The 26,039-nt window shown below is 65.3% G+C and carries 23 protein-coding genes; 10 read left to right on the forward strand and 13 right to left on the reverse strand.

Annotation, left to right across the window (positions count from 1 at the left end; translation table 11 throughout):
* Positions 1 to 53 precede the first annotated feature (53 nt).
* Positions 54 to 407 (forward strand): dihydroneopterin aldolase, encoded by a 354-nt coding sequence (folB, locus tag LJF27_RS20545; RefSeq protein WP_003099587.1) that lies wholly within the window; start codon positions 54 to 56, stop codon positions 405 to 407.
* Positions 398 to 940, forward strand: a complete 543-nt coding sequence (gene folK / locus LJF27_RS20550; RefSeq protein ID WP_003099585.1) for a 2-amino-4-hydroxy-6-hydroxymethyldihydropteridine diphosphokinase — start codon at positions 398 to 400, stop codon at positions 938 to 940. Before folB ends, folK begins: the two co-directional genes overlap by 10 nt.
* On the opposite strand, the gene LJF27_RS20555 is transcribed toward folK, so the two are convergent.
* The 12 genes from LJF27_RS20555 to lptD all read right to left on the reverse strand — a co-directional run bounded on the left by LJF27_RS20555 (position 913) and on the right by lptD (position 15,526).
* Complete coding sequence (locus LJF27_RS20555; RefSeq protein ID WP_003117955.1) at positions 913 to 2,145, reverse strand: multifunctional CCA addition/repair protein; 1,233 nt, start codon at positions 2,143 to 2,145, stop codon at positions 913 to 915. The genes folK and LJF27_RS20555 overlap by 28 nt on opposite strands.
* A 43-nt stretch (positions 2,146 to 2,188) precedes the next feature.
* Positions 2,189 to 2,695 (reverse strand): DUF4136 domain-containing protein, encoded by a 507-nt coding sequence (locus LJF27_RS20560; protein ID WP_003085071.1) that lies wholly within the window; start codon positions 2,693 to 2,695, stop codon positions 2,189 to 2,191.
* A 93-nt stretch (positions 2,696 to 2,788) separates the two neighbouring features.
* Complete coding sequence (locus tag LJF27_RS20565) at positions 2,789 to 4,342, reverse strand: SpoVR family protein (RefSeq protein ID WP_003099581.1); 1,554 nt, start codon at positions 4,340 to 4,342, stop codon at positions 2,789 to 2,791.
* On the reverse strand, positions 4,339 to 5,610 hold the full coding sequence (locus LJF27_RS20570; RefSeq protein ID WP_003099579.1) for a YeaH/YhbH family protein: 1,272 nt from the start codon (positions 5,608 to 5,610) through the stop codon (positions 4,339 to 4,341). The genes LJF27_RS20565 and LJF27_RS20570 overlap by 4 nt, the downstream gene beginning before the upstream one ends.
* A gap of 100 nt (positions 5,611 to 5,710) precedes the next feature.
* A complete protein-coding gene (locus tag LJF27_RS20575; RefSeq protein WP_003085078.1) occupies positions 5,711 to 7,633 on the reverse strand; it encodes a PrkA family serine protein kinase in 1,923 nt (640 codons plus the stop codon).
* 278 nt (positions 7,634 to 7,911) lie between these two features.
* Positions 7,912 to 8,244: a thiosulfate sulfurtransferase GlpE gene (gene glpE / locus LJF27_RS20580; RefSeq protein ID WP_003099577.1), complete on the reverse strand. Its 333-nt coding sequence runs from the start codon at positions 8,242 to 8,244 to the stop codon at positions 7,912 to 7,914.
* A gap of 43 nt (positions 8,245 to 8,287) precedes the next feature.
* Complete coding sequence (locus tag LJF27_RS20585; RefSeq protein ID WP_003113213.1) at positions 8,288 to 9,139, reverse strand: symmetrical bis(5'-nucleosyl)-tetraphosphatase; 852 nt, start codon at positions 9,137 to 9,139, stop codon at positions 8,288 to 8,290.
* A complete protein-coding gene (apaG, locus tag LJF27_RS20590) occupies positions 9,139 to 9,519 on the reverse strand; it encodes a Co2+/Mg2+ efflux protein ApaG (protein ID WP_003085085.1) in 381 nt (126 codons plus the stop codon). Before apaG ends, LJF27_RS20585 begins: the two co-directional genes overlap by 1 nt.
* 36 nt (positions 9,520 to 9,555) lie before the next feature.
* A complete protein-coding gene (gene rsmA / locus LJF27_RS20595; RefSeq protein ID WP_003161932.1) occupies positions 9,556 to 10,362 on the reverse strand; it encodes a 16S rRNA (adenine(1518)-N(6)/adenine(1519)-N(6))-dimethyltransferase RsmA in 807 nt (268 codons plus the stop codon).
* Between the two features lie 115 nt (positions 10,363 to 10,477).
* Positions 10,478 to 11,464, reverse strand: coding sequence for a 4-hydroxythreonine-4-phosphate dehydrogenase PdxA (gene pdxA, locus LJF27_RS20600; protein ID WP_003099567.1), 987 nt, complete (start codon positions 11,462 to 11,464; stop codon positions 10,478 to 10,480).
* Positions 11,461 to 12,753, reverse strand: coding sequence for a peptidylprolyl isomerase (locus LJF27_RS20605; RefSeq protein ID WP_003109024.1), 1,293 nt, complete (start codon positions 12,751 to 12,753; stop codon positions 11,461 to 11,463). The genes pdxA and LJF27_RS20605 overlap by 4 nt, the downstream gene beginning before the upstream one ends.
* Positions 12,734 to 15,526 carry an LPS-assembly protein LptD gene (gene lptD, locus LJF27_RS20610; protein WP_016252922.1) on the reverse strand — a complete coding sequence of 931 codons (2,793 nt, stop codon included), beginning with the start codon at positions 15,524 to 15,526 and terminating at the stop codon, positions 12,734 to 12,736. The genes LJF27_RS20605 and lptD overlap by 20 nt, the downstream gene beginning before the upstream one ends.
* A 126-nt stretch (positions 15,527 to 15,652) precedes the next feature.
* Here lptD and LJF27_RS20615 point away from each other — a divergent pair, with 126 nt between their 5' ends.
* The 3 genes from LJF27_RS20615 to LJF27_RS20625 are packed head-to-tail and all read left to right on the forward strand — an operon-like array spanning position 15,653 to position 18,100.
* Positions 15,653 to 16,669: an aminoglycoside phosphotransferase family protein gene (locus LJF27_RS20615; protein WP_010793494.1), complete on the forward strand. Its 1,017-nt coding sequence runs from the start codon at positions 15,653 to 15,655 to the stop codon at positions 16,667 to 16,669.
* Positions 16,666 to 17,340 carry an N-acetylmuramate alpha-1-phosphate uridylyltransferase MurU gene (gene murU, locus LJF27_RS20620; protein ID WP_003099549.1) on the forward strand — a complete coding sequence of 225 codons (675 nt, stop codon included), beginning with the start codon at positions 16,666 to 16,668 and terminating at the stop codon, positions 17,338 to 17,340. The genes LJF27_RS20615 and murU overlap by 4 nt, the downstream gene beginning before the upstream one ends.
* 1 nt (position 17,341) lies before the next feature.
* Positions 17,342 to 18,100 (forward strand): DnaJ domain-containing protein, encoded by a 759-nt coding sequence (locus LJF27_RS20625; protein WP_003459406.1) that lies wholly within the window; start codon positions 17,342 to 17,344, stop codon positions 18,098 to 18,100.
* Here LJF27_RS20625 and LJF27_RS20630 read toward each other — a convergent pair whose 3' ends face one another.
* Positions 18,101 to 19,156 (reverse strand): alpha/beta hydrolase family protein, encoded by a 1,056-nt coding sequence (locus LJF27_RS20630; protein ID WP_003160846.1) that lies wholly within the window; start codon positions 19,154 to 19,156, stop codon positions 18,101 to 18,103.
* 151 nt (positions 19,157 to 19,307) lie between these two features.
* Between LJF27_RS20630 and LJF27_RS20635 the strand changes: the two genes are divergently transcribed.
* The 5 genes from LJF27_RS20635 to LJF27_RS20655 all read left to right on the forward strand — a co-directional run bounded on the left by LJF27_RS20635 (position 19,308) and on the right by LJF27_RS20655 (position 25,987).
* Positions 19,308 to 21,701 carry a PAS domain-containing sensor histidine kinase gene (locus tag LJF27_RS20635; RefSeq protein ID WP_003459408.1) on the forward strand — a complete coding sequence of 798 codons (2,394 nt, stop codon included), beginning with the start codon at positions 19,308 to 19,310 and terminating at the stop codon, positions 21,699 to 21,701.
* 45 nt (positions 21,702 to 21,746) lie between these two features.
* Positions 21,747 to 22,379 (forward strand): response regulator, encoded by a 633-nt coding sequence (locus LJF27_RS20640; RefSeq protein ID WP_003085103.1) that lies wholly within the window; start codon positions 21,747 to 21,749, stop codon positions 22,377 to 22,379.
* Positions 22,380 to 22,507: 128 nt separating this feature from the next.
* A complete protein-coding gene (locus LJF27_RS20645; protein WP_003085106.1) occupies positions 22,508 to 23,542 on the forward strand; it encodes a polyamine ABC transporter substrate-binding protein in 1,035 nt (344 codons plus the stop codon).
* A 233-nt stretch (positions 23,543 to 23,775) separates the two neighbouring features.
* Positions 23,776 to 24,885, forward strand: a complete 1,110-nt coding sequence (locus LJF27_RS20650; protein ID WP_003085109.1) for an ABC transporter ATP-binding protein — start codon at positions 23,776 to 23,778, stop codon at positions 24,883 to 24,885.
* Between the two features lie 55 nt (positions 24,886 to 24,940).
* The gene (locus tag LJF27_RS20655) at positions 24,941 to 25,987 is read left to right on the forward strand and encodes an ABC transporter substrate-binding protein (protein WP_003099539.1); all 1,047 of its coding nucleotides are present in this window, start codon (positions 24,941 to 24,943) and stop codon (positions 25,985 to 25,987) included.
* The last annotated feature ends 52 nt before the right edge of the window (positions 25,988 to 26,039 follow it).

Genomic DNA, 26,039 nt, shown 5'->3' on the forward strand with positions numbered 1-26,039 from the left:
TTCTAACGGGGCGGCGCACGCTTGTCGTGGCATCCCTTGGAGCGGGTAGCGAAGTGGACAGAGTTTTTATCGAAGGCTTGGAGGTCGATACCGTCATCGGCGTGTACGACTGGGAGCGCGGCATCCGTCAGTGCCTGCGCCTGGACCTGACCCTGGGCTGGGACAACCGACCGGCCGCCGCGGGCGACGATCTCGCCCTGGCGCTGGACTATGCCGCGTTGTCCGAGCGGGTGCAGGAGTTCGCCCGGGAATCGCATTTCCAGTTGGTGGAAACCTTCGCCGAGCGCCTCGCCGAGGTACTGATGGGCGAGCGCGGCATTCCCTGGCTGCGCATCCGCGTGACCAAGCCCGGCGCGGTGCCGGCGGCCCGTGGCGTTGGCGTGGAGATCGAACGCGGATGTCGCTGATCCCGGTCTACCTCGGCCTCGGCAGCAATGTCGAGCGTGAGCGCCATCTGCATGCCGGCCTCGATGCGCTGGCCGCTTTCCTTCATGACCTGCGTTGTTCGCCGGTATTCGAGAGCGAGCCGGTGGGTATCAAGAGCGGGCCGTTCTTCAACCTGGTGGTGTCTGCCCGCACCGATCTGCCGCTGGCCGAACTGAGCCTGCGACTCAAGCACATCGAGGCCGACAATGGCCGCTATGCGCCAGAGCGCAAGGGGCTGCCGCTGGATATCGACGTGCTGTTCTACGGCGACCTGGTGGGCGATTTCGATGGCCTGGTGCTGCCGCGCGCCGAAGTGCTGAAGAACGCTTTCGTGCTCTGGCCCTTGTCCGAGCTGGCGCCGAACCTGGAGCATCCGGTCGCCCGCCAGCCGCTGGGCGATCTCTGGCGCGAGACGAGGATCCAGCAGAAGCTCTGGCCGGCGCCATTCGAATGGCGTGGCCAGGCGTTGACTCCCGAAGCGCTGCTTCAGGCCTTTCCGCGTTCTTCCTTGTAGGCCTTGAGTGCGGCGAGGCGCGCACGCTTCAGCGCCTCGCCCAGTTCCGCGCCCTTCAAGCCCTTTTCCACCAGCGGCTTCACGCTGACTGCCCGCGCTGCCTGCGCCGCGCCGAGCAGGTAGGCGGCCTGCGGATAGTCCCGCTGTTCCAGGCCGAGGCGGCCGCGCGCGTCCATCTCGCTGGCGGCGACGAACTCCTCGAAACGCTGCGGGCGGCGATACACGTCGAAGCTCTGCAACAGCTCCAGCAGTGTATTCGGGCGCAGCTCCAGCGCCCGATGGGCGTGGGTGTGGTACTCGCCCACCAGGCGCGCCAGTTCCTGGCAGTCGCGCGGCACCCTGAAGCGCTGGTTCACCGCATCGATCAACGGCACGCCGCGAGCCTCGTGGGCGATATGGCGGGGCCAGTCCGCTTCGCTGGTGAGTCCCTTGCCCAGGTCGTGCAGCAGGCAGGCCCAGCGTACGCTGAGCGGCTGCCGGTGGCGGGCGCATTGCTGCAATACCGACAGGACATGGACGCCGGTATCGATTTCCGGATGGTGGGCCGCCGGCTGCGGTACGCCGAATAGCGCCTCGACTTCCGGGATCAGTTCGGCCAGGGCGCCGCAGTCGTGCAGGACCTGGATGAAGACCTCGGGGTTGGGTTCCATCAGGGCTCGGGAAATTTCCTTCCAACTGCGCTCCGGGGTCAGCGCCTGCAACTCGCCGGATTCCGCCAGTTGGCGCATCAGGGCGAGGGTTTCGGCGGCGATCCGGAAGCCCAGGCCGGCGTAGCGGGCGGCGAAGCGCGCTACGCGCAGGACCCGCAGGGGATCCTCGGCGAACGCCGGGGAAACGTGGCGCAGCAGGCGCGCCTCGAGGTCTGCCTGGCCGCCGTAGGGATCTATTACACGGCCCTGTTCGTCCTCGGCCATGGCGTTGATGGTCAGGTCACGGCGAGTCAGGTCTTCCTCCAGGGTCACCTCGGGGCTGGCATGGAAGGTGAAGCCGCCGTAGCCGCGCCCGCTCTTCCGCTCGGTGCGCGCCAGGGCGTATTCCTCGCCGCTCTGCGGATGAAGGAAGACCGGGAAGTCGGCGCCCACCGGGCGGTAGCCGCGGGCTAGCATCTCGTCGCTGCTGGCACCGACCACCACCCAGTCGATATCGGTGACCGGACGGCCGAGAAGGCGATCGCGCACGGCGCCGCCGACCTTGTAAATCTGCATGGGAATCCTCCGCGTGATAGGCGGAAGTCTACCCCAGGGTGTCCTAGCGGGCGCGTGGAAGCTGCCGGAGCAGGGCGCCGACCGCCAGTTCGAGCTGTTCCGGATTGGCCCTGGCGGGGCTGAGGCCGGTGCTTACCATACCTTCCCAAAGAACGCGCTCCTCCAGGTCGACCAGGCGCACGCGCAATGTTCCGGTTTCGTCGCGCAGGCGGTGGATCGCCAGATAAGGCCCCATGCCGGAGGTGGGCGGAAGGTCGGGGCGGAATTCCAGAGGTGCGTCGCGCAGCGCCAGCCAGTAGTAGACGCGGAATTGCGGGGTAGCGCTCTCGTGGTAGCCGTGGGCCGCCAGTCCCTGGCGCAGCTCTGCGTTTATCAGCGGATAGCGGTTGCGGTAGGGCAGGGCGTCGACCGCCTGTTCCGGCGGCATCAACTGGAAACCTTGCAGGCCGGGCAGTCCGGCGCTGGCCGGATGGGTCACCCGGGCGCTGGGGATGTGGCTGGCGCAGGTGGCCAGGACGAGGCAGAGCAGGACGATGGCGAACAGGCGCATGGCGGCTCCCGTGGACGGCCGGCTTCTTGTTCTGCTGTGGGCGGCCCGACCGTGCCGGCATGCTGGCCGGCGGTCGGGGCGGACGTCAACCGATCAAATGGGCGGGATGATCAGGTCCAGGCGCGGGTAGCCTTCCTCGCCCTCGCTGGCGCCCTTGGGCGGCATGTGGTGGGTCTGCACGAGCTGGTCGCCCTGCAGGGTCTCCAGGTGGATATCGAAGCCCCACAAGCGATGCAGGTGCTTGAGCACGTCGGCGGTGGAGTCGCTCAGCGGCTGGCGGTCGAACTGCTGGTGGCGCAGGGTCAGCGAGCGGTCGCCGCGACGGTCGACGTTCCAGATCTGGATGTTCGGCTCGCGGTTGCCGAGGTTGTACTGCGCCGCCAGGGTCTCGCGGATGGTGCGGTAGCCGGCTTCGTCGTGGATCGCCGCGACCAGCAGGTCGTCCTTCTGGTCGTCGTCGAGAATGCTGAACAGCTTCAGGTCGCGAATCACCTTGGGCGAGAGGAACTGCAGGATGAAGCTTTCGTCCTTGAAGCTCTTCATGGCGAACTTCAGCGTGGCCAGCCAGTCGCTGCCGGCGATATCCGGGAACCAGCGGCGGTCCTCGTCGGTAGGTTCCTCGCAGATGCGGCGGATGTCGCGGTACATGGCGAAGCCCAGGGCGTAGGGGTTGATGCCGCTGTAATAGGGGCTGTCGAAGGACGGCTGGTAGACCACGCTGGTGTGGTATTGCAGGAACTCCATCATGAAGCCGTCGTTGACCAGGCCTTCGTCGTAGAGGTCGTTGAGCAGCGTGTAGTGCCAGAAGGTCGCCCAGCCTTCGTTCATCACCTGGGTCTGGCGTTGCGGGTAGAAATACTGGGCGATCTTGCGCACGATGCGGATCACCTCGCGCTGCCAGGGCTCCAGAAGCGGCGCGTTCTTCTCGATGAAGTAGAGGATGTTCTCCTGCGGCTCGCTCGGATAGCGCGCCATGGATTGTTCCTTGTCCTTGCCGCCGACGCGCGGGATGGTCCGCCAGAGGTCATTGACCTGGCGCTGGATCAGTTCCTCGCGCTCCTTCTGCCGCTGCCGCTCCTCTTCCGCGGAAATCGGGTAGGGACGCTTGTAGCGGTCGACACCGTAGTTCATCAGGGCGTGGCAGGAGTCGAGCAGGTCTTCCACCGCGTCGATCCCGTAGCGCTCCTCGCACTGCATGATGTACTGCTTGGCGAACACCAGGTAATCGATGATCGAACTGGCATCGGTCCAGGTGCGGAACAGGTAGTTGCCCTTGAAGAAACTGTTGTGCCCGTAGCAGGCGTGGGCGATCACCAGCGCCTGCATGCACTGGGTGTTTTCCTCCATCAGGTAGGCGATGCAGGGATCGGAGTTGATCACGATCTCGTAGGCCAGGCCCATCTGGCCACGCTTGTAGTTCTTTTCCGTACTGAGGAAGTGCTTGCCGTAGGACCAGTGGTTATAGCCGATCGGCATGCCCACCGAGGCGTAGGCGTCCATCATCTGCTCGGCGGTGATCACCTCGATCTGGTTCGGATAGGTATCCAGGGCATAGCGCTCGGCGATCCTGCTGATTTCCCGGTCGTACTGCTGGATCAGCTCGAAGGTCCATTCCGAGCCGGTGGCGATGGGCTGGCGCTTGCTCATGCGACGAGCCTCCTCTGGAACAGCTCGCGGAACACCGGGTAGATGTCCGATGCCGAGACGATCTGCTGCTGGGCGAAGCTGTCTTCGAAGGCTTCGCGCACGCGCTCGTACTCGAACCACAGGGCCTGGTGTTCGCGCGGGGTGATCTCGACGTAGGTGTAGTACTGGACGAACGGCATGATCTGCTTGAGGAGGATGTCCCGGCACACCGGCGAGTCGTCGTTCCAGTTGTCGCCGTCCGAGGCCTGGGCGGCGTAGATGTTCCACTCATGGGTCGGATAACGCTCGGCCATGATCTCCTGCATCATCTTCAGCGCGCTGGAGACGATGGTGCCGCCGGTCTCGCGGGAGTAGAAGAACTCCTCCTCGTCGACCTCGCGGGCGCTGGTGTGGTGGCGGATGAACACCACTTCGATCTTCTCGTAGTTCCGCTTGAGGAACAGGTAGAGCAGGATGAAGAAGCGCTTGGCGATGTCCTTGGTCGCCTGGGTCATCGAGCCGGAGACGTCCATCAGGCAGAACATCACCGCCTTGGAGGTGGGGTTGGGCTGCTTGACCAGCAGGTTGTACTTGAGATCGAAGGTATCGAGGAACGGCACCCGGTCGATGCGCGCGCGGAGCTTGGCGATTTCCAGCTCGAGTTCCTGGATATCGCCGAGGTTGTCCGGCTCTTCGCGCTTGATCCGCTCCAGTTCCTTCAGCGCCGCGCGCAGCTTGGCCCGGCTGCCGCCGGACAGCGCGATGCGCCGCGCATGGGCCGAGCGCAGGGTGCGGACGATGTTGATGCGCGACGGGTTGCCGTCGTTGCTGATGCCGGCGCGGACGGTCTTGAAGGTGTCGGTGCCGGTGATGTGGCGCTTGACCAGGTTGGGCAGCTCCAGGTCCTCGAACATGAAGTCGAGGAATTCCTCCTGGGTGATCTGGAAGACGAAGTCGTCCATGCCTTCGCCGCTGTTGCTGGCCTTGCCGCCGCCGCGGCCGCCCCCGCCGCCGGATGGGCGGGCGATGTGCTCGCCGGCGGTGAATTCCTTGTTGCCGGGGTGGACGACGGTCTGCCGCCCGCCGCGGCCATGGTGCAGCACCGGTTCGTCGATATCGCGCCCGGGAATGCTGATCTGCTCGCCGTGCTCCATGTCGGTAATGGAACGCCGGCTGACGGCCTCCTCGACGGCCTTCTTGATGTGTTCACGGTAGCGCCTCAGGAAGCGCTGGCGGTTCACCGTGCTCTTGTTCTTGCCGTTCAGACGCCGGTCGATGACGTAGCTCATGAATGCTCCTCAGGGCCTGTGGCGCCCCGCCGGAGCGGAGGCGCCGAGGTCCGAATGCGACGGCGACCGGTACGGTCGCAGCGACCGTACCGATGGCAGACTACTGCGACTTGCGAACCCGCAGGTACCATTCCGACAGCAGGCGGACCTGCTTCTCGGTGTAGCCGCGCTCGACCATGCGTTTGACGAAGTCGTTGTGCTTCTGCTGGTCCTCCTTGCTGGCCTTGGCGTTGAAGCTGATGACCGGAAGCAGGTCCTCGGTGTTGGAGAACATCTTCTTCTCGATCACTACGCGCAGCTTCTCGTAGGACAGCCAGCTCGGGTTCTTGCCGTTGTTGCCGGCGCGGGCGCGCAGCACGAAGTTGACGATCTCGTTGCGGAAGTCCTTCGGGTTGCTGATGCCGGCGGGTTTCTCGATCTTCTCCAGTTCCTCGTTGAGGGCGGCGCGGTTGAGGATCTCGCCGGTTTCCGGGTCGCGGTATTCCTGGTCCTGGATCCAGAAGTCGGCGTACAGCACATAGCGGTCGAAGATGTTCTGACCGTATTCGCTGTAGGACTCCAGGTAGGCGGTCTGGATTTCCTTGCCGATGAACTCGACGTAGCGCGGCGCCAGGTATTCCTTGATGAAGCGCAGGTAGCGCTCGCGGGTTTCCGGCTGGAACTGTTCCTGCTCGATCTGCTGTTCGAGGACGTAGAGCAGGTGCACCGGGTTGGCCGCTACCTCGTGCGGGTCGAAGTTGAATACCTTGGAGAGGATCTTGAAGGCGAAGCGGGTGGAAAGCCCGGCCATGCCTTCGTCGACCCCGGCCGAGTCGCGGTATTCCTGGATCGACTTGGCCTTGGGATCGGTATCTTTCAGGTTTTCGCCGTCATATACCCGCATCTTCGAGTAGATATTCGAGTTTTCCGGCTCTTTCAGCCTCGACAGCACGGAGAACTGCGAGAGCATCTTCAGGGTGTCCGGCGCGCAGTGGGCATGCGCCAGCGAGCTGTTGACCAGCAACTTGTCGTAGATCTTGATCTCGTCCGCCACGCGCAGGCAGTACGGCACCTTGACGATGTAGATGCGGTCGATGAAGGCCTCGTTGTTCTTGTTGTTGCGGAAACTGTGCCATTCCGATTCGTTGGAGTGAGCCAGGATGATGCCGCTGTAGGGCAGGGCGCCGAGACCTTCGGTGCTGTTGTAGTTGCCTTCCTGGGTCGCGGTCAGCAGCGGGTGCAGGACCTTGATCGGGGCCTTGAACATCTCGACGAATTCCATCAGGCCCTGGTTGGCCCGGCAGAGGGCGCCCGAATAGCTGTAGGCGTCCGCGTCGTTCTGCGGGTATTCCTCCAGCTTGCGGATGTCGACCTTGCCGACCAGCGCGGATATATCCTGGTTGTTCTCGTCGCCGGGTTCGGTCTTGGCGATGGCGATCTGGTTGAGGATCGAGGGGTACAGCTTGACCACGCGGAACTGGCTGATGTCGCCGCCGAACTCGTTGAGGCGCTTGGTTGCCCAGGGCGACATGATCGAGCGCAGGTAGCGCCTCGGGATGCCGTAGTCCTCCTCGAGGATGGCGCCGTCTTCGTCGGGGTTGAACAAGCCCAGCGGCGACTCGAAGACCGGTGAGCCCTTGATCGCGTAGAAGGGCACCTTCTCCATCAGTTGCTTGAGTTTTTCCGCCAGGGAGGATTTACCGCCGCCGACCGGGCCGAGCAGGTAAAGGATCTGCTTCTTCTCCTCCAGGCCCTGGGCCGCGTGGCGGAAGAACGCGACGATCTGGTCGATGCATTCCTCCATGCCGTGGAAGTCGGCGAACGCCGGGTAGCGGCGAATCACCTTGTTGGAGAAGATCCGCGACAGCCTGGAGTCCACCGAGGTGTCCAGCAATTCCGGCTCGCCGATCGCCATCAGCAGGCGCTCGGCGGCAGAGGCATAGGCTGTCTTGTCTTGCTTGCAGAGGTCGAGATATTCCTGGAGGGAATATTCCTCTTGGCGGGTCGCTTCGAAGCGTTCCTGGAAGTGACTGAAAATGCTCATGACGTCTCCTCGCTCGATGCAGTGAGCCGGCGCGGGATCGGTCGTGCGGGTGCGGGGGGGCCGCCAGCCAGGCCGGCGAGAATCCCCCAGACTCCGTCGCTGCACGGTGCTTCCCTTTCCGCCAGCGCTCCTAACGGTCACAGCCGATGGCCCGGAAGCCGGTGTGCCGGCTCTCCCCTGTTTTGGATGGCCTGAGGAAAAGAATAGTTCGTTCTGGACGGAGTAAAGGAAGAAAGGCGAGAGAAGTTACAGTTTTTTTGGCGGGGTAGCGGCGCGGCCTACTCCGCTTCGCCGCTGCTGGTATCCGCGGGATAGACGCTGCGCCATAGCTCGAAGCCGCCGTCGAGGCTGTAGACGTCGCTGAAGCCCTGCTGGATGAAATAGGCGGCGGCGCTCTGGCTGGAGTTACCGTGGTAGCAGACCACCACCAGCGGAGCGTCGAGGTCGGCGGCGGCGATGAAGTCCGCCACCGAGTGGTTGTCGATGTGCCGCGAGCCGCTGATGTGGCCGACAGCGAAGCTCTGCGGGTCGCGGATGTCGACCACCTGGGCGCCGTTTTCGCGGAGCTGGCGGGCCTGTTCGGGGGCGATGCGCTGGAAGGTGTCGCTCATGTCGGGGTACCTGTGTACAGGGCGTCCACCGGACGCCGGGGATTCATGCGGGCGTGGCGGCGGGTCTGGCCGGCGCGCGCTGTTCGGCGCAATCGCAGCTCAGGCGTTCGCCGCTGTCGACGTTCAGCAGGGTCATCCGCGCGCCCCAGACGCAGCCGGTGTCCAGGGCGAACAGGCCGGGCTCGTCGCAGTGGCCTTCGAGGGCCGCCCAGTGGCCGAAGATGATCTTCTCGCCGCGGGTCTTGCGCGAAGGGAAGCTGAACCAGGGGGCGTAGCCGGGCGGCGCGGTGTCGAGGCCTTCCTTGCTCTTCAGGTCGAGCTTGCCATCTTCGGTGCAGAAACGCATGCGGGTGAAGTAGTTGGTGATCACCCTCAGGCGGTCGATGCCATGCAGCTTCTTGTCCCACTTGGCCGGTTCGTTGCCGTACATGCCGTCGAGGAACAGCGGCAGGCGCTGGTCGTCGCGCAATGCTTGCTCCACCTCGGCTGCGCGCAGGCGGGCTTTTTCCAGGCTCCACTGCGGGGGGATGCCGGCATGCACCAGGGCGACCTTGCGTTGTTCGTCGTAGTGCAGCAGCGGCAGGCGACGCAGCCAGTCGAGCAGTGGCTCGCGGTCCGGCGCCTCGAGGATTTCCCGCAGCGTGTCGGACTTCTTCAGGCGCTCGGACTTGTGCGCCACCGCCAGCAGGTGCAGGTCGTGGTTGCCCAGGACGCTGACCACCGACTCGCGCATGGCATAGAGGAAGCGCAGCGTCTCCAGGGACTGCGGGCCGCGGTTGACCAGGTCGCCGACCAGCCACAGGCGGTCCTTGGCCGGGTCGAAGGCGACGCGCTCCAGCAGGCATTTCAGGGGATCCAGGCAACCCTGCAGGTCGCCTACCGCGTAGACCGCCATCAGTGCAGCGCTCCCGGTACGGCCAGGCGAAACACCGGGATCGCGGCGTCGAAGGCGATTCCGTCGCTGCCGAGCATCTGGTAGCTGCCGCGCATGCTGCCGACCCGGGTCGCCAGCACCGTGCCGCTGGTGTAGGTGTGTTGCGCGCCGGGGGCGATCAGCGGTTGCTCGCCGACCACGCCGGCGCCGCGAACTTCCTGGGTACGGCCGTCGCCGTCGGTGATGATCCAGTGGCGCGACAGCAGTTGGGCCGGAACCTCGCCCTGGTTCTCGATGGTCACCGTGTAGGCGAAGGCGAAACGGTTCTGCTCCGGGGCGGACTGTTCCGGAAGGTAGCGGGTGTCGACCCTGACGTTGACCTGGTGCTGGGTATCGCTCATACGGCTTGCCTGATTCCTGACGAGTGTCTCACCAGACTAACGATTGCCTGGCAGCTCGGCCAGCCGGTTGGCCAGGCGGACGAATGCGGCCAGGTCGAGTTGTTCGGGACGGAGGGTCGGATCGACCTCTGCGGCCTCGATGTCCTCGACGCTCAGGAGAGGCTTGAGGGTATTGCGCAGGGTCTTGCGGCGCTGGTTGAAGGCCTCGCGGACCACCCGCTCGAGCAGTTTCGGATCGCGTGCCGGATGGGGCGGCTCGGCGAAGGGGGTGAGACGGACGATGGCCGAGTCGACCTTGGGCGGCGGGTTGAACGCGCCGGGGCCGACGTTGAACAGGTGCTCCACCCGACAGTGATACTGGACCATGATCGAAAGCCGGCCCCAGTCCCCGCCGCCCGGCGTGGCCGCCAGGCGCTCGACCACTTCCTTCTGCAGCATGAAGTGCATGTCCTCGATCACCGGCGCGTACTCCAGCAGATGGAAGATCAGTGGCGTGGAGATGTTGTAGGGCAGGTTGCCGACCACTCGCAGCTTCTCGCCGCTCTCCACCAGCGAGGCGAAATCGAACTTGAGGGCGTCGCCCTGGTGCAGGCTGAAGCGCGACTCGAGGCCGAATTTCAGCTTCAACAGGGGGATCAGGTCCTGGTCGAGCTCGATCACGTCCAGGCGTGCGCCGCTGCCCAGCAGTCCCTCGGTCAGGGCGCCCTGGCCCGGGCCGATCTCCAGCAGGCGCTGACCCTCGCGGGCATGGATGGCACGGAGGATGCGGTGAATCACCCCGGCATCGTGCAGGAAGTTCTGGCCGAAGCGCTTGCGCGCGCGGTGTTGGTAAAGCTCGGACATTGGAAACGGTTCCAGGCTGCGGGCCCCAGGCCAAGGCGGGAGGCGCGGATGCGAAAGGGCGCCATTTTAACAGCGAAGCGTCGGGCCGGCAGGGCTAAACGATGGCCGACCGCCGTCAGCAGCGGCTGGCCGCCATCTGGTAGGCGGTTTCCAGGGCGACCTGCAGGCTGCCGCTATCGATGCGGCCGCTTCCGGCCAGGTCGAGCGCGGTACCGTGGTCGACAGAGGTGCGGATGATCGGCAGGCCGAGGGTCACGTTCACGGCGGCACCGAAGCCCTTGTACTTGAGCACGGGGAGACCCTGGTCGTGGTACATCGCCAGCACCGCGTCGCAATGCTCCAGGTGCTTGGGAGTGAACAGGGTGTCGGCCGGCAGCGGGCCGACCAGGTCGAGGCCTTCGCCACGCAGGCGCTCGAGGCAGGGTTCGATCACCTCGATCTCTTCCCGGCCCAGGTGACCGCCTTCGCCGGCGTGCGGGTTGAGTCCGCAGACCAGGATGCGCGGATGGGCGATGCCGAACTTGTCGCGCAGGTCGGCGTGGAGGATGCGCGCGACCCGGGACAGGCGCTCGTCGCTAATGGCGTCGGCGACCTCGCGCAGCGGCAGGTGGGTGGTCGCCAGGGCCACGCGCAGGCCGCGAGTGGCCAGCATCATCACCACCTGGGCGGTGTGGGTGAGGTCGGCGAGGAATTCGGTATGGCCGGAAAAGGGGATGCCGGCTTCGTTGATCACGCCCTTGTGCACCGGTGCGGTGATCATCCCGGCGAAGTGCCCGTCGAGGCAGCCCTGGCCGGCGCGGGTCAGGGTTTCCAGGACGTAGGCGGCGTTGGCTCGGTCCAATTGCCCGGGCCGGACCGGGGCGGCCAGGGGCGTATCCCATATGTACAGTTGGCCGGCCTTGGCCGGTCGCTCTGGCCAGGCGGCCGGGGAAACGTCCTTGAGGTCGATCGCCAGGCCCAGTTGGCCGGCGCGCTCTTGCAGGAGCGTGCGGCTGGCGATGGCGATCAGGGGGTGGGGCTGGGCGGAGCGGGCGAGCAGCAGGCACAGATCGGGTCCGATACCTGCCGGCTCGCCTGGAGTGAGCGCGAAGCGCAGGCTCACTGCTTGATTTCCACGTAGGCCTCGTCGCGGATCTGCCGCAGCCAGGCTTGCAGTTCCTCGTCGTACTTGCGGTTGCGCAGTACGCTTACCGCCTGCTGCTCGCGGAACTTCTCGCTGCTGTCGGTGGCGCGACGGCCGAGGACCTGCAGGATGTGCCAGCCGAACTGCGAGCGGAACGGCTTGGACAGCTCGCCCTGCGGGGTATCGTTCATCACCTGGCGGAACTCGGGCACCAGGGCTTCCGGATCGATCCAGTTCAGGTCGCCGCCGTTGAGGGCGGAACCCGGATCTTCGGAGAAGCTCTTCGCCAGTTCGCCGAAGTCTTCCCCGGACTGGATGCGCTCGTACAGCTTCTGCGCCAGCTTCTCGGTCTCCGCTTCGCTGCGGATCTCGCTGGGCTTGAGCAGGATATGGCGGACATGCACCTCGTCACGGACCATCTTGCTGCCGCCGCGCTTCTCTTCCAGCTTGAGGATGATGAAGCCGCCGGGGGTGCGGACAGGCTCGGTGACGTCGCCGACGGCCAGGGAGCCGATCATGCTGTCGAACGGCTGCGGCAGCTGGGCGGCCTTGCGCCAGCCGATCTCGCCGCCTTCCAGGGCATTGTCGCCGGCCGAGCGGGAAATCGCCAGTTGGCCGAAGTCGGCGCCCTGCTTTAGCTGCTGGTAGAGCTCCTGGGCCTGCCTTGCGGCGGCCTGGATCACGTCCGAGGACGCGGCTTCCGGCACCGGGATCAGGATATTGGCCAAGCGGTACTCTTCGGAAAGCTGGATCTTGCCCATGTCCGAGGCAAGGAAGTTCTTCACCTCCTGCTCGCTGACCTGGATGCGCTCGGCGACCCGGCGCTGGCGCACACGGCTGATCACCATCTCGCGACGGACCTGCTCGCGGGCGTCGGCGTAGGACAGGCCGTCGCGGGTAAGGGCGGCCTGGAATTGCTCCAGGCTCATGCCGTTGCGCTGGGCGATGGTGCCCATCGCCTGGTTCAGCTCCTCGTCGGAGATACGGATGCCGGAGCGGTCGCCGATCTGCTGCTGGATGTTCTCGATGATCAGGCGTTCCAGCACCTGCTGGGTCAGCACGTGCTCGGGCGGCAGCGGCGCGCCGCGCTTGAGCAGCGTCTGGTGCACTTCACGCAGGCGCTGGTCGAGCTGGCTCTGCATGATCACATCGTTGTCGACGATGGCGACGACCCGGTCCAGTGGTACCACTTCGGCATGCGCGAAGGAGCAAAGGAGTGCTGCGCCCAATGCAAGGGGGCGCAGCCGGTTACATAGCTTGATCTTCACGTTGACGATAACCTTGGATGCCTTTGTCGAGGAACATTTCCGTCTTGTTGCCTACGATGCCGCCGAGGCCCTTCAGGACGATCTGCAGGAAGATGCCGCGGTCGGCCTTCTCGCTCTGTACGAAGAAGGCATCGTCGTCCACGTCCAACCAGTAGCGGTTGATCAGGCGCAGCTTCCAGCAGCAGCTGTCGTATTCGAAGCCGCCGAACGCCTCGAGGGTGCGGTTCTTGTTGTAGTCGTACTGCCAGCGGGCGAGCACCGACCATTGTGGCACTAGCGGCCAGATGACCGAGAAGTCATGCTGCTTGATGATGTCGTCTTCCCGGCCATAGACGAAGCGACCGGTCGAACTGTTGAAGCGTCGGGCATCTTCGCGGTAGCGATAACCAGCGTTGACCACCTTGTTCGGATTGTCTTCCGGTTGATAGTGGAACATCGCGCTGCCGGATTCGGTACGGCTGGTATTGGGATTCCAGTTGTAATCGGAGCTGAGACGCCAATCGCGATTGAAGCGATATTGTCCCATCAAGGCATAGGGGGAGCGCCAGCTATCAGTGTCAGGCTCCCTCAGGAACTCATCCGGATACCGCTCTTTGGCGATAGCGAGATCTTTCTCGCTCAAGCCGGGCAATTGGACTCGGCGATCACGGAAATAATAGATCTGTCCCGCGCTCAAGCTGGCGCGTTCGAAACCATTGGGCTCGATGAAGCGAGTAGTCACGCCGAGCGACAGCTGGTTGGCATCGCCGATGCGATCACGGCCGGAGAAGCGGTTCTCTCTCCACAGCGAGTCGTAGTTGAACGAAGGCTCGCTGGTGTCAAAGACCGGAATCTTCGATTGGTCTTTGTAAGGGACGTACAGATACATTGCGCGCGGCTCCAGGGTTTGACGGAACTGCGTGCCAGCGAATGTGGTATCACGGTCAAAATACAGGCCACTGTCCACCTTGACCAAAGGTAGGGAGCGATCCTGGCTGCTGTCGAACGTTTCCTGGTAGGCGGATAGAGTACTTTTGCCCTGGCTGTCCAGGTCAAGGTCGTACTTGGTGTACAAGAGCTTCAACGTTGGAGTCAGATAGCCCCAGCTTCTGGTCATCGGCAGGCTCATGCCCGGCTCGAGATGCACACGGTCGCCAGTGGAGCGGGCAAGCCCTTCGATATAGGCGTCCGGGTGCTTGCGGCCGCGAATGCTACCGTCGTCGTTGAAGTAGGTCTTGTCGTCCAGATTCCTGTCGAACCGAACAAATTCGGTCTTGTAGTCGAGCTTCAAACCGCCAGGCTCATAAGGCAGGAAACCATCGAAAGTGACCTGCGGCAGACGGTCATAGGGGGTGACATCGGTGGTGGTCGCCATTTGGTAACCCTGCAGGTTCAAGCGACCAGTGAAGGTGTCTCCCCTGTAGGTTACGCTGCCACGCTGGTTGACATAAGTTGTGCTGCCCACGCCTAGATCGGTATCCAGATCCTGGAAGTAATAGGGATCGCTGATCCGCGTGTAGTCGACCTCGGCCAGCCAGCGCGAATCGAGGCCGGTGGTGTTCTTGAGGCCGTACAGCCAGCGGTCCTTGCTGTAGTCCGGGAAGTTCTCGCGGTGGTCGTCCTTGTCGTTCAGGTAGGCGGCGTTGACGGTGCCTTCGCTGCTGTGGGTCAGGTAGCGGAACTCGCCTTCCAGCATCATGCCGCGCTTGGCCATGTAGCGCGGGTACAACGTGGCGTCGTAGTTCGGCGCCAGGTTGAAGTAGTACGGGGTGACCAGGGTGAAGCCGGTGTCGCTGGTGCTGCTGAAGCTCGGCGGCAGGAAGCCGGACTGGCGGCGGTCGTCGATCGGGAAATAGATGTACGGGGTGTAGAACACCGGGAAATCTTTGACCCGGAGGGTCGCGTTGGTCGCGGTGCCGAAGCCGGTGGCCGGGTTCAGCTTGACGTTGTTGCCCTTCAGGGTCCAGGCGTTGCTGCTCGGTTCGCAGCGGGTGTAGGTGCCATCCTTGAGCATGATGATGGCGTTCTCGCTGCGCTTGGCGTAGAGCGCGCTGCCGCGGGCATGGGCCTTGTGGATCACGTACTCGGCGTTGTCGACCTGGGCCTCGCCGTTGTCCAGCTGGACCTGGGCGTGGTCGCCGACCACCAGCATGCCCTTGTCGCGCAGCTTGACGTTGCCGACCAGTTCGCCGCGGTTTTCCAGCTGGTGCAGGTTGGCCTCGTCGCCTTCCACCTGCATGCTGCCCTGGCGCAGGACCACGTCACCGGCGAGGGTGGCGATCTGTTTTTCCTGCTCGTAGCGCGAAGCCTTGGCGGATACGTAGGTCGGGCTCTCGTCGCTGGGCGCGCCGTCATCCATGCCCGGACGGACCGGCTCGATGTAGGAGCCGCCGCAATAGGGGCCGATTTCCGCCAACTGGGCGGCGGTCAGTTTTTCCCGAGGAATCCAGTCGAGGTGCGAGTAGTCCGCGCTGCGGGACTTCAGCGCGCGACCGCCGGACTCGGTGACCAGGCGCTGGGTCGGCTCTGCCTCGACGGTTTCGCCTCCGCTGCCGGACACGCTGCTGCCCGCCGCGGCGGTGCTGACCGAGGTCGCGGTATGCGCCGGGCGCGGTGGCAGGTTGGCATTGGCGTTCTGCAGCGGGGAGCAATCCCAGCCGCCGGTGGCCGATACCTTGCAGTCGAACTGATCGGCGGCCTGTACAGTCAATGCTGCGACCGGCTGCAGAGCCAGCAGGCTGCCGGTGACCAGCAGGGGAAACTTTCTTCGAAACACGAGGGATTTCACTGCCATCTTGTTAATCCGGGCTTCCTGCGCGCCATCGGCCCGGTGGGCCGCACGCCTCTCGATGGGCTGAAAAAGATGCTGGATAATAAAGCATGACCTGCGCAACGGCTAGGGCCGTGGAGAACCCCGTAAATGTCTGATGATGCCCGTTTCCAGCAGCTGAATCGCTGGTTGGACTCTTGTTTGCCCGAGTTGTTCGTTGCCGAAGGTTGGGGGGAAGTGCCCCCCGCCGAACTGATCCCGGCCAGTAGCGACGCCAGCTTCCGTCGTTATTTCCGCTGGCAGGGAGGGGACCGCAGCCTGGTGGTGATGGACGCGCCGCCGCCCCAGGAAGACTGCCGACCGTTCGTCAAGGTCGCCGGACTGCTCGCCGGAGCCGGCGTGCATGTGCCGAGGATTCTCGCCCAGGACCTGGAGAACGGTTTCCTGCTGCTCAGTGACCTGGGCCGGCAGACCTACCTCGACGTGCTTCATCCCGGGAATGCCGACGAGCTGTTCGAACCGGCCCTGGATGCGCTGATCGCCTTCCAGAAGGTCGATGTCGCCGGTGTCCTGCCTGCCTACGACGAAGCGGTGCTGCGCCGCGAGCTGCAGCTGTTCCCCGACTGGTACCTGGCCCGCCACCTCGGCGTGGAGCTGGAGGGCGAGACTCTGGCCCGCTGGCAGCGGATCTGCGACCTGCTGGTACGCAGCGCGCTGGAGCAGCCGCGGGTGTTCGTCCATCGCGACTATATGCCGCGCAACCTGATGCTCAGCGAGCCGAACCCGGGTGTCCTCGATTTCCAGGATGCCCTGCACGGCCCGGTCACCTATGATGTCACCTGCCTGTACAAGGACGCCTTCGTCAGTTGGCCGGAGCCGCGCGTGCATGCCGCGCTGAATCGCTACTGGAAGAAGGCGACCTGGGCCGGCATCCCGCTGCCGCCAAGCTTCGAGGACTTCCTCCGTGCCAGCGACCTGATGGGCGTGCAGCGCCACCTGAAGGTGATTGGCATCTTCGCCCGTATCTGTCACCGCGACGGCAAGCCGCGCTACCTGGGTGACGTGCCGCGCTTCTTCCGTTATCTGGAAACCGCCGTGGCGCGCCGTCCCGAGCTGGCCGAACTGGGCGAGCTGCTGGCCTCGCTGCCGCAGGGAGCCGAGGCATGAAGGCGATGATCCTCGCCGCCGGGCGTGGCGAGCGCATGCGGCCGACCACCCTGCACACGCCCAAGCCGCTGATCGAGGCCGCCGGCGTGCCATTGATCGAGCGTCAGTTGCTGGCGCTGCGCCAGGCCGGAGTCGACGACTGGGTGATCAACCATGCCTGGCTTGGCGAGCAGATCGAGGCCTATCTCGGCGACGGTTCGCGCCTGGGCGGGCGGATCGCCTATTCCCCGGAGGGTGAACCGCTGGAAACCGGTGGCGGAATCTTCCGCGCCCTGCCGTTGCTCGGCGAGCAGCCGTTCCTGTTGCTCAACGGCGATGTCTGGAGCGACTTCGACTACTCTCGGCTGCATCTTGCCGACGGCGACCTGGCGCATCTGGTGCTGGTCGACAACCCGGCGCACCATCCCGCCGGCGATTTCCACCTGGATGCCGGCGGACGGGTGGGCGAGACCCGCGAAGCGGGCGGCAACCTTACCTACAGCGGGATCGCCGTACTGCATCCCGCGCTGTTCGAGGGCTGCCAGCCGGGCGCCTTCAAGCTGGCGCCGCTATTGCGCAAGGCCATCGCCGCGGGGCGGGTCAGCGGCGAACACCATCGTGGGCAGTGGGTCGACGTCGGTACCCACGAGCGCCTGGCGGAAGTCGAGCGATTGCTGGCGGAGCACGCCTGAGATGCTCTGGCCCGCTACGCTGATCGGAGCCGGAGCCGGCTGGGCCCTGGCCAGCATCCCCGGCGCCCTGCTCGGCGGCCTGCTGGGGCAACTGCTGGACCGCAGGTTGCGCCTGGAGTCCTGGCGCGGCCTGCTGGCGCGCTTGCGCGGGCGGGCGGTGAACGATGAGGACGACCTGCTGTTTCAGTTGCTCGGCTATCTGGCCAAGAGCGGCGGGCGGGTGGATGAGATGCATATCCGCCAGGCGCGCGAGGAGATGGCGTTGCGCAAGCTCGATAGGCGAGCCCAGCGGCGTGCCATCGCGTCCTTCGGCAAGGGCAAGGCCGGCATCGCCCATCTGCAGGCGGAGGTCGCGCGTCTGAAGGGCGAACGTGCGGAGGCAGTATTGCTCGCCTGCTGGCGGATGGCCTGGGCTGGCGGCGTGCTCAGCCAGTCGGCGCGACAACTGGTGTTGCAATGGGGGCGCTGGCTGGGTTGGTCGGCGGAGCGAACGGAACGCTTGTCGGCGCGGGTCATGCCGAAGCGGACGCGCGCTGTCGCCCGGGATAGCTACCGTGAGGCCCTGCTGCTGCTCGGCGTGGAGGCCGGAAGCGAGCCGGCGCTGATCAAACGCGCCTATCGCAAGCTGATCAGCCAGCACCATCCGGACAAACTGGCGGGAGCCGGCGCCAGCGTCGAGCGCGTGCGTGCGGCTACCGAGAAAACCCGTGAATTGCAGGCGGCCTACGCCCTGGTCCGAGAGCGTGAGGGGTTTCGCTGATCACTCCGCAGGTTTCTGCGCATCGGCCTGCAGGTGAAGGCTGAGCCAGCCGCGGATTCGTCGGTACAGTTGCTCCTGCTCCGCCTTGGGGTCGGCCGGTAGCGCCTGCATCGCGATTTGTACGTAGGCCGGGTGTTTCTGCCGCTTGCCGGCCTGCATGCGCAGCCTGGCCGCCTCGCGGTCGGCGCGGGCGTCGCGGTAATAGAAGTCGCCGGTCGCCAGTTTCAGCTTCGGCACCATATCTTCCAGCGCCGGGCGAAAATCGCGCGGTACCTCCGCGGCAACCAGCAGCAGGTTGTGGATTTCCGCAGGCTCCTTCTCCGCCAGGTAGCGTGCCGCCCAATAGGCGCCCGTGCCATGACCGAGCAGGACGACGCTTTTCGGTTCGTGCTGCAGGGCCAGGTCGATGCTCGCCTGCAGGCGCGCCATGACCCGTTCGGCGTGCGCCTTGCGCTGCTCGACCGGATCGATGGCTGGGGGAGGGGCCTGGTCCTCGCTCTGCGCCGGTTCGCCGCTGCCGGCTTCGGCGGTGCTTTCCGGCGCCGGCGCGTTGCCGCTTTCGCCTTTCACGTCAGGCTTGCTTGCGCTGTCCGCGGCGCTGGCGTCCTTGTCGGCGCTGGCGGCGGATTCCGCAGGGCGGGTAACCGGCGCGGTGCTCTGCGGGTCGGGCAGGGCCAGGCTCAGGGTCTGCCAGCCGGCATCCGGCAGTTTGCGCCTTAGCGGGCCGATGGCTTGCGGCCAGTCCGGACTTTCGCCATCACCGGGAACCAGGATCACCACACCTTCGGCCTCGGCGGTGTTGGCTGGCAACCAGAGGGTGAGGAAGCTTTCGTCGCCGGCCTTGAGGATCTGCTGGCCGTCCTCCGGCAACTGGCGCTCCAGCCCCTTGGCCTCGTCCTGGCTGCGCTCGCTGACCGCCGGGCGTTCCACGGGGGCCTGCGGCTGGTCCTTGGCGGCCTCCTCTTCGGCATGAACGAAAGCCGGCGGCAGGAAAGCGGCGGCCAATAGCAGCGGCAGCAGGGCGGAGGGCTTCGGCAGTAGAGAGAAGGCCGGCATTGGAAATTCCCGATAGACAATCCAGAAGGCAGCCTAAACCCAGAGCACTTCTTTGTCAGGCCGAGCCTTCGCATGGTTCGCCGGTCGCGCTCGCGGTAAGGTATGCCCGCTTTTCCTTCCGTTGCGGTGTATTCCGTGGAGTGTCGCCGGCATGTTGCGTCGTTGCTGTCTGCTCTTCTTCTGTCTGCTGTTGAGCCTGCCCGTGCGAGCGGAGGAGTCGGTCGCCTTGCCGCTGACGGCGGAGCTACGGACCTGGCTGGCGGAGCATCGGGAATTGCGCGTCGGGGTGGTCACCGAAGCGCCCTATGCCCAGTACGACCGCCGCCTGCAACAGTATTCCGGGGCCAACGTGGAGCTGATGGGCTGGCTGGCCACGGCAATGCAGGTGACCTTGCGGTGGCAGGGCTATCCCGACCAGGCGGCGCTCGACGATGCCCTGCGCGCTGGGCGCGTGGATATCGCTCCCGGCCTCAGCCAGACCCCAGCCGGGCTGCGCTTGTGGCTGTTCTCCGATCCCTACCTGCGGGTTTCCCGGCTGGTGGTGGGGAAGCGCGATGGCAGCGGCAGCGTCGAATTGGAGCAACTGGAGCGCGATACCCGGGTTGCCGTGCGGGCCGGCAGTTCGGTAGCCGACTACCTCAGCAGCACCTATAGCGGCCTGCAGTGGGTGTCGGCCGATTCCGAACGCGAGGTGCTGCGCGCCGTGCTCGCCGGACAGGCACGCTACGCGGTGATCGACGAAGCGCAACTCAGCCGCCTGACCCGCGAACCGGAGTTCGCCGAGCTAGCGGTGGTTGGCGATATCGGCTACCCGCAGCTGCTGCGGGTGGCGACCCGTCGCGACTGGCCGGAACTGGCGATGGTGGTCGACCAGGCGTTGCGCTCGCTGCCGCGCAAGTCCCTGGACCAGTTGCACGAGCGCTGGTTGCAACCCAAGTATCCGCGCCTCGGCGAGTCGCCGGGGTTCTGGCAGAACCTGTCGATCCTCCTCGGCCTGCTGCTGGCCGGCGCGCTGGCGGCGGTGTTCCTCCAGCGGCGCCAGCAGCATGCGCTGGAAGCCCGGCTGTACGGCGCCCGCCGCGACCTGGAGCTGCGCCAGGCGGCCGAGGAGGCGCTGCGCCTGACCCAGTTCTCCATCGACAACAGCACCCTGGGCATCCTCTGGGTCAATTGGGACAGCCGCGTACGCTACGCCAACCGCGCCGCCGAACAGATGCTCGGCCATGCCGACGGTCAACTCGTGGACCGTCCGCTGGCCGACTTCGAGCCCGGCCTGGACATGGACCGCTGGTTGAATCTTTGGCGTCGTGCGCGCAATAGCGAGGAGGGCCCGCTCAGCTTCGAGACCCGCTGCCTGCGCGCCGACGGCAGTTGGCTGCCGGCCGACGTCTCGCTTAGCTTCCTGCGCTTCGGCACGTCCGAGTATCTGGTGGTGTTCCTCAGCGACGTCACCGAGCGCCGCCGTGCCCGCGAGGCATTGCAGGAAAGCGAGGCGCGGATGAAGGGCATCGCCTCCAACGTGCCGGGCATGGTCTTCCGCCTGGAGCGCCCGCGGGCCGGCGCGTTTTCCGACTTCGCCTATATCAGCGAGGGCAGCGAGGCGCTGGTCGGCTACAGCGCTCGCGAACTGATCGAAAGCGGCCGCGGCATTCGTGGCCTGGTCCATCCCGACGACCGCGAGCGCTACTGGTCGAGCCAGATGGCTGCCCTCGACGAGAATCGCGACTGGCATTGGCAGGGCCGCATCCTCACCCGCCAGGGCGAATTGCGCTGGGCCGACATCAAGGCTTCGGCGCGCTGTTTCGAGGATGGTCGCGCGGTCTGGGACGGGGTGGTCTGGGACATCACCGCGAACAAGCAGATCGAACTCGAACTCGGCGAGTCGCGCGCCCAGCTCCGCGAGCTGTCGGCGCACCTGGAGTCGGTGCGGGAGGAGGAGAAGGCGCGTATCGCCCGCGAGGTCCATGATGAGCTGGGCCAGGTGCTGACGGTGCTGAAGCTGGAAACCTCGATGTGCGAGCTGGCCTATGCCGATGCCCAGGAGGGCCTGCGCGAACGCCTGGGCAACATGAAAAAGCTGATCGCCCAGTTGTTCCAGCTGGTGCGCGACGTGGCTACCGCACTGCGCCCGCCGATCCTCGACGCCGGAATCGGCTCGGCGGTGGAGTGGCAGGCGCGGCGCTTCGAGGCGCGCACGCAGATTCCCTGCCTGGTGGAGGTGCCGGAGAACTCGCCGCAGTTGGTCGACGCCAAGGCTATCGGCCTGTTCCGCATCCTCCAGGAGGCGTTGACCAATGTCATGCGGCATGCCGAGGCGCATACTGTGCAACTGCGTCTGCTGCGCGAGGGCGACGAGCTGTGCCTGAGCGTCAGCGACGACGGTCGCGGGTTCGATGTTGCCACGGTGGGGCGTGGCAGTTCCTTCGGCCTGGTCGGCATGCGCGAGCGGGTGCTGATGATGGGCGGTACGCTGGACATCGACAGTGCCCCCGGCGAGGGCACCACGCTCAGCGTGAGGATTCCGCTGGGCGTCGCGAGCCCGTGACAAGAACAACCGCCGGCAAGGCGGAACAGCGTGAGGCAGCAAAGAGTGGTGATCCGAGTCCTGGTCGCTGAAGACCACACGATCGTCAGGGAAGGCATCAAGCAACTGATTGGCATGGCCAAGGACCTGCAGGTGGTCGGCGAGGCCACCAATGGCGAGCAGTTGCTGGAAACCCTGCGCGGAACGCCTTGCGAGGTGGTCCTGCTGGATATCTCCATGCCCGGCGTCAATGGCCTCGAGGCGATTCCGCGGATTCGCGCGCTGAACGAGCCGCCGGCGATCCTGGTGCTGTCGATGCACGACGAGGCGCAGATGGCCGCCCGCGCCCTGAAGATAGGTGCTGCCGGCTATGCCACCAAGGACAGCGATCCGGCATTGCTGCTCACCGCGATCCGCAGGGTCGCCGGCGGCGGACGCTACATCGACCCGGACCTTGCCGATCGGATGGTCTTCGAGGTTGGCCTGACCGATTCGCGTCCGCCCCATGCGCTGCTCTCCGAGCGCGAGTTCTCGGTGTTCGAGCGGCTGGTGCAGGGCGCCAACGTCAACGAGATCGCCCAGCAACTGGCGGTCAGCAACAAAACCATCAGTACCCACAAGGCACGCCTGATGCAGAAGCTCAACGCGCATTCGGTAGCCGACCTGGTGCGCTACGCGATGGAGCACCGCCTGCTCTGACAGGGGCGTTCGCCCAGGTTTTGCTCGCGGCTTGTGCGCCAGGTCCGGTTTTCGCGATCTGCTGTCTACCTGGCTTCCGCGCGGCAGGGAATGATGCTTGCCGGCCAACACGATAAGGAGAAGAAACGATGTTGCCAGCCATGAGGACGGGCCTGTTGTGCGCCCTTCTCGGAGTTACCGCGCCCGCCTGGGCGGAATACGTGACCGTGATTTCCTTCGGCGGCGCCAACAAGGAAGCCCAGGAAACCGCGTTCTACAAACCCTTCAAGAGCGCCACCGGCAATCGCGTGGTGCATGGCTCCTACAATGGCGACCTGGCCAAGCTCAAGCGCATGGTGGAGATCAGCCACGTCTCCTGGGACGTGGTGGAAGTCGAGGCGCCGGAGCTGGCGCGCGGTTGCGAGGAAGGTCTGTTCGAGAAGCTGGACATGGCGAAGGTCGGCGATCCCGCGGATTTCGTTCCCGGCGCGGTGCAGCCCTGCGGAGTCGGCATCTTCGTCTGGACCACGCTGCTTGCCTACAACCCCGGCAAGGTTGCGGGCAGCCCGCAGGGCTGGGCGGATTTCTGGGACGTGAAGAAGTTTCCCGGCAAGCGCGGCCTGCGCTGGGGCGCCAAGTACAGCCTGGAGTTCGCCCTGATGGCCGATGGCGTGGCGCCGAAGGACGTCTACCAGACGCTGGCGACGCCCGCCGGCGTCGAGCGGGCATTCCGCAAGCTCGACGAGCTGAAGCCCTATATCCATTGGTGGAAGTCCGGGCAGGACCCTGTGCGCGACCTGGCTGATGGCACGGTGGTGATGAGTTCGGCCTACAACGGGCGGATCGCCGCGGCGCAGGCCGAGAAGCAGCGCCTGGCAATGGTCTGGAGCGGCGGCGTCTACGATTTCGACTTCTGGGCGCTGCCGGTCGGGGTTTGGAAGAAGCAGTTGGCCGAGGAGTTCATCCGTTTCGCCAGCCAGCCGGAGCAGCAGAAGGCTTTCGCCGAGAACATCGCCTACGGCCCGGCCAACCGCAAGGCGGTAGGCCTCCTCGATCCGCAAGTGGCTGCCAACCTGCCGACCGCACCGCAGAACATGCAGAACGCGGTGGGTATGAACGTGGCCTTCTGGGCGGAGCACGGCGAGGCCCTGGAGCAGCGTTTCCAGAACTGGGCCAAGCGCTGAGGAGGCCGTTGCGCGCCAGCCGGAGAGCGCTGGCGCGCAAACCTTTGCCCTTCTCGAAAGCCCCTTCCCAGAGCGGTCTGGCCCATTCCGGGGGGCATCTTTTTTGTAGGGCGATTCCTACAAAGAGCTTTCCTTTCCCCTGATAGAAAACTCTCTTGCCGGCCGATTTGCGTCCTGCGCCGGGTTCTCTAGGCTGTTCGCACAGCATCCATAAAACGAACAAAGGTGCGGTTATGGCCGAGACTCAAGGCGGCGATGTGCTGGTCAGCTTCCGTGGCGTGCAGAAAAGCTACGACGGCGAGACCCTCATCGTGAAGGATCTCAACCTGGACATTCGCAAGGGCGAATTCCTCACCCTGCTCGGCCCCTCCGGGTCCGGCAAGACCACCAGCCTGATGATGCTGGCCGGTTTCGAAACCCCCACCGCCGGCGAAATCCTCCTGGCCGGTCGCTCGATCAACAATGTCCCTCCGCACAAGCGCGACATCGGCATGGTGTTCCAGAACTATGCGCTGTTCCCGCACATGACCGTGGCCGAGAACCTGGCCTTTCCCCTCAGCGTCCGTGGCATGAGCAAGACCGACGTGAAGGAAAGGGTCAAGCGCGCGTTGTCGATGGTCCAGCTCGACGCCTTCGCCGGGCGTTATCCGGCGCAGCTTTCCGGTGGCCAGCAGCAGCGCGTGGCGCTGGCCCGCGCGCTGGTCTTCGAGCCGCAACTGGTGCTGATGGACGAGCCCCTGGGAGCGCTGGACAAGCAACTTCGCGAGCACATGCAGATGGAAATCAAGCATCTGCACCAGCGCCTCGGTGTCACCGTGGTCTACGTCACCCACGACCAGGGCGAGGCGCTGACCATGTCCGACCGGGTGGCGGTGTTCCACCAGGGCGAAATCCAGCAGATCGAGCCGCCGCGCAATCTCTACGAGCAGCCGCGCAACACCTTCGTGGCCAACTTCATCGGTGAGAACAACCGTCTATCCGGGCAGCTTCTCAGTTGCGACGGCGAGCGCTGCGTGGTCGGACTGCCGCGCGGCGAGAAGGTCGAGGCGCTGGCGGTCAACGTCGGCCAGCCGGGCGAGCCGGTGACCTTGTCGATCCGCCCCGAGCGGGTGCGCCTGAACGGTGCCAGCGAGTCTTGCGTCAACCGTTTCTCCGGCCGCGTGGCCGAGTTCGTCTACCTGGGCGACCACGTGCGTGTGCGCCTGGAGGTCTGCGGCCGCGACGACTTCTTCGTCAAGCAGCCGATCGCCGAGCTGGACCCGACGCTGAGCGTCGGTGATGTGGTTCCGCTGGGCTGGCAGGTCGAGCATGTGAGGGCGCTCGACCCTCTGCCGGCGGCGTGAGCGCCGGCAGTCCCGAACCGTACCGAAGCAACCCTGCACTGTGGAGAGAACAATAATGTCGAAATCCCTGAAAGCGGCCAGCCTGAAGTTCGCCACCCTGGCGGCCGGCCTGGCCTGCGCGGCCCAGGCCATGGCGGTGGACCTGACCGTGGTGTCCTTCGGCGGGGCCAACAAGAGCGCCCAGATCAAGGCGTTCTACGAGCCCTACCAGAAAGCCACCGGCAACAGGATCGTCGCCGGCGAATACAACGGCGAGATGGCCAAGGTCAAGGCCATGGTCGATACCAACAGCGTCTCCTGGGACCTGGTGGAAGTGGAGTCGCCGGAGCTGTCGCGCGGCTGCGACGAAGGCCTGTTCGAGGAACTCGACCCGGCGCAGTTCGGTAAGACCGAGGACTTCGTGCCCGGCGCCATCCAACCGTGCGGCGTGGGTTTCTTCGTCTGGTCCACGGTGCTCGCCTACAACGCCGACAAGCTGAAAAGCGCGCCGACCAGTTGGGCGGACTTCTGGGACATCAAGAAATTCCCCGGCAAGCGCGGCCTGCGCAAGGGCGCCAAGTACACCCTCGAATTCGCCCTGATGGCCGATGGCGTGGCGCCGAAGGACGTCTACGGCGTGCTCGCCACCAAGGAAGGCCAGGATCGTGCCTTCAAGAAGCTCGACGAGATCAAGTCGAGCATCCAGTGGTGGGAGGCGGGCGCCCAGCCGCCGCAGTACCTGGCTTCCGGCGATGTGGTGATGAGCTCTGCCTACAACGGTCGGATCGCCGCGGTGCAGAAGGAAAGCAACCTGAAGGTGGTATGGAACGGCGGCATCTACGATTTCGACGCCTGGGCCATCCCGAAGGGGGCGAAGAAACGGGAAGAGACCCTGAAGTTCATCGCCTTCTCGGTGCAGCCCCAGCAGCAGAAGACTTACTCGGAAAACATCGCCTACGGTCCGGCCAACAAGCAGGCGGTGCCGCTGCTGGACAAGGCCCTGCTGAAGGACATGCCGACCACTCCGGAAAACATCCAGAACCAGGTGGCAATGGACGTGACCTTCTGGGCCGACTACGGCGAACAACTGGAACAGCGCTTCAACGCCTGGGCGGCCAGGTAATCCTCGCCTGACCCTCCAGAGAGGGCCGGAGGGGCCGCCGCGCGGCGGCTCC

It is taken from the genome of Pseudomonas sp. 203-8 (genome assembly GCF_020708595.1).
Classification (GTDB): domain Bacteria; phylum Pseudomonadota; class Gammaproteobacteria; order Pseudomonadales; family Pseudomonadaceae; genus Pseudomonas; species Pseudomonas aeruginosa.

What these genes read in the sequence shown, in the direction of transcription:
- folK (WP_003099585.1), top strand. Translation starts at nt 398, where the DNA reads ATGTCGCTGATCCCGGTCTACCTCGGCCTCGGCAGCAATGTCGAGCGT.
- LJF27_RS20555 (WP_003117955.1), bottom strand. Translation starts at nt 2,145, where the DNA reads ATGCAGATTTACAAGGTCGGCGGCGCCGTGCGCGATCGCCTTCTCGGC.
- LJF27_RS20560 (WP_003085071.1), bottom strand. Translation starts at nt 2,695, where the DNA reads ATGCGCCTGTTCGCCATCGTCCTGCTCTGCCTCGTCCTGGCCACCTGC.
- LJF27_RS20565 (WP_003099581.1), bottom strand. Translation starts at nt 4,342, where the DNA reads ATGAGCAAGCGCCAGCCCATCGCCACCGGCTCGGAATGGACCTTCGAG.
- LJF27_RS20570 (WP_003099579.1), bottom strand. Translation starts at nt 5,610, where the DNA reads ATGAGCTACGTCATCGACCGGCGTCTGAACGGCAAGAACAAGAGCACG.
- LJF27_RS20575 (WP_003085078.1), bottom strand. Translation starts at nt 7,633, where the DNA reads ATGAGCATTTTCAGTCACTTCCAGGAACGCTTCGAAGCGACCCGCCAA.
- glpE (WP_003099577.1), bottom strand. Translation starts at nt 8,244, where the DNA reads ATGAGCGACACCTTCCAGCGCATCGCCCCCGAACAGGCCCGCCAGCTC.
- LJF27_RS20585 (WP_003113213.1), bottom strand. Translation starts at nt 9,139, where the DNA reads ATGGCGGTCTACGCGGTAGGCGACCTGCAGGGTTGCCTGGATCCCCTG.
- apaG (WP_003085085.1), bottom strand. Translation starts at nt 9,519, where the DNA reads ATGAGCGATACCCAGCACCAGGTCAACGTCAGGGTCGACACCCGCTAC.
- rsmA (WP_003161932.1), bottom strand. Translation starts at nt 10,362, where the DNA reads ATGTCCGAGCTTTACCAACACCGCGCGCGCAAGCGCTTCGGCCAGAAC.
- lptD (WP_016252922.1), bottom strand. Translation starts at nt 15,526, where the DNA reads ATGGCAGTGAAATCCCTCGTGTTTCGAAGAAAGTTTCCCCTGCTGGTC.
- LJF27_RS20615 (WP_010793494.1), top strand. Translation starts at nt 15,653, where the DNA reads ATGTCTGATGATGCCCGTTTCCAGCAGCTGAATCGCTGGTTGGACTCT.
- murU (WP_003099549.1), top strand. Translation starts at nt 16,666, where the DNA reads ATGAAGGCGATGATCCTCGCCGCCGGGCGTGGCGAGCGCATGCGGCCG.
- LJF27_RS20625 (WP_003459406.1), top strand. Translation starts at nt 17,342, where the DNA reads ATGCTCTGGCCCGCTACGCTGATCGGAGCCGGAGCCGGCTGGGCCCTG.
- LJF27_RS20630 (WP_003160846.1), bottom strand. Translation starts at nt 19,156, where the DNA reads ATGCCGGCCTTCTCTCTACTGCCGAAGCCCTCCGCCCTGCTGCCGCTG.
- LJF27_RS20635 (WP_003459408.1), top strand. Translation starts at nt 19,308, where the DNA reads ATGTTGCGTCGTTGCTGTCTGCTCTTCTTCTGTCTGCTGTTGAGCCTG.
- LJF27_RS20645 (WP_003085106.1), top strand. Translation starts at nt 22,508, where the DNA reads ATGTTGCCAGCCATGAGGACGGGCCTGTTGTGCGCCCTTCTCGGAGTT.
- LJF27_RS20650 (WP_003085109.1), top strand. Translation starts at nt 23,776, where the DNA reads ATGGCCGAGACTCAAGGCGGCGATGTGCTGGTCAGCTTCCGTGGCGTG.
- LJF27_RS20655 (WP_003099539.1), top strand. Translation starts at nt 24,941, where the DNA reads ATGTCGAAATCCCTGAAAGCGGCCAGCCTGAAGTTCGCCACCCTGGCG.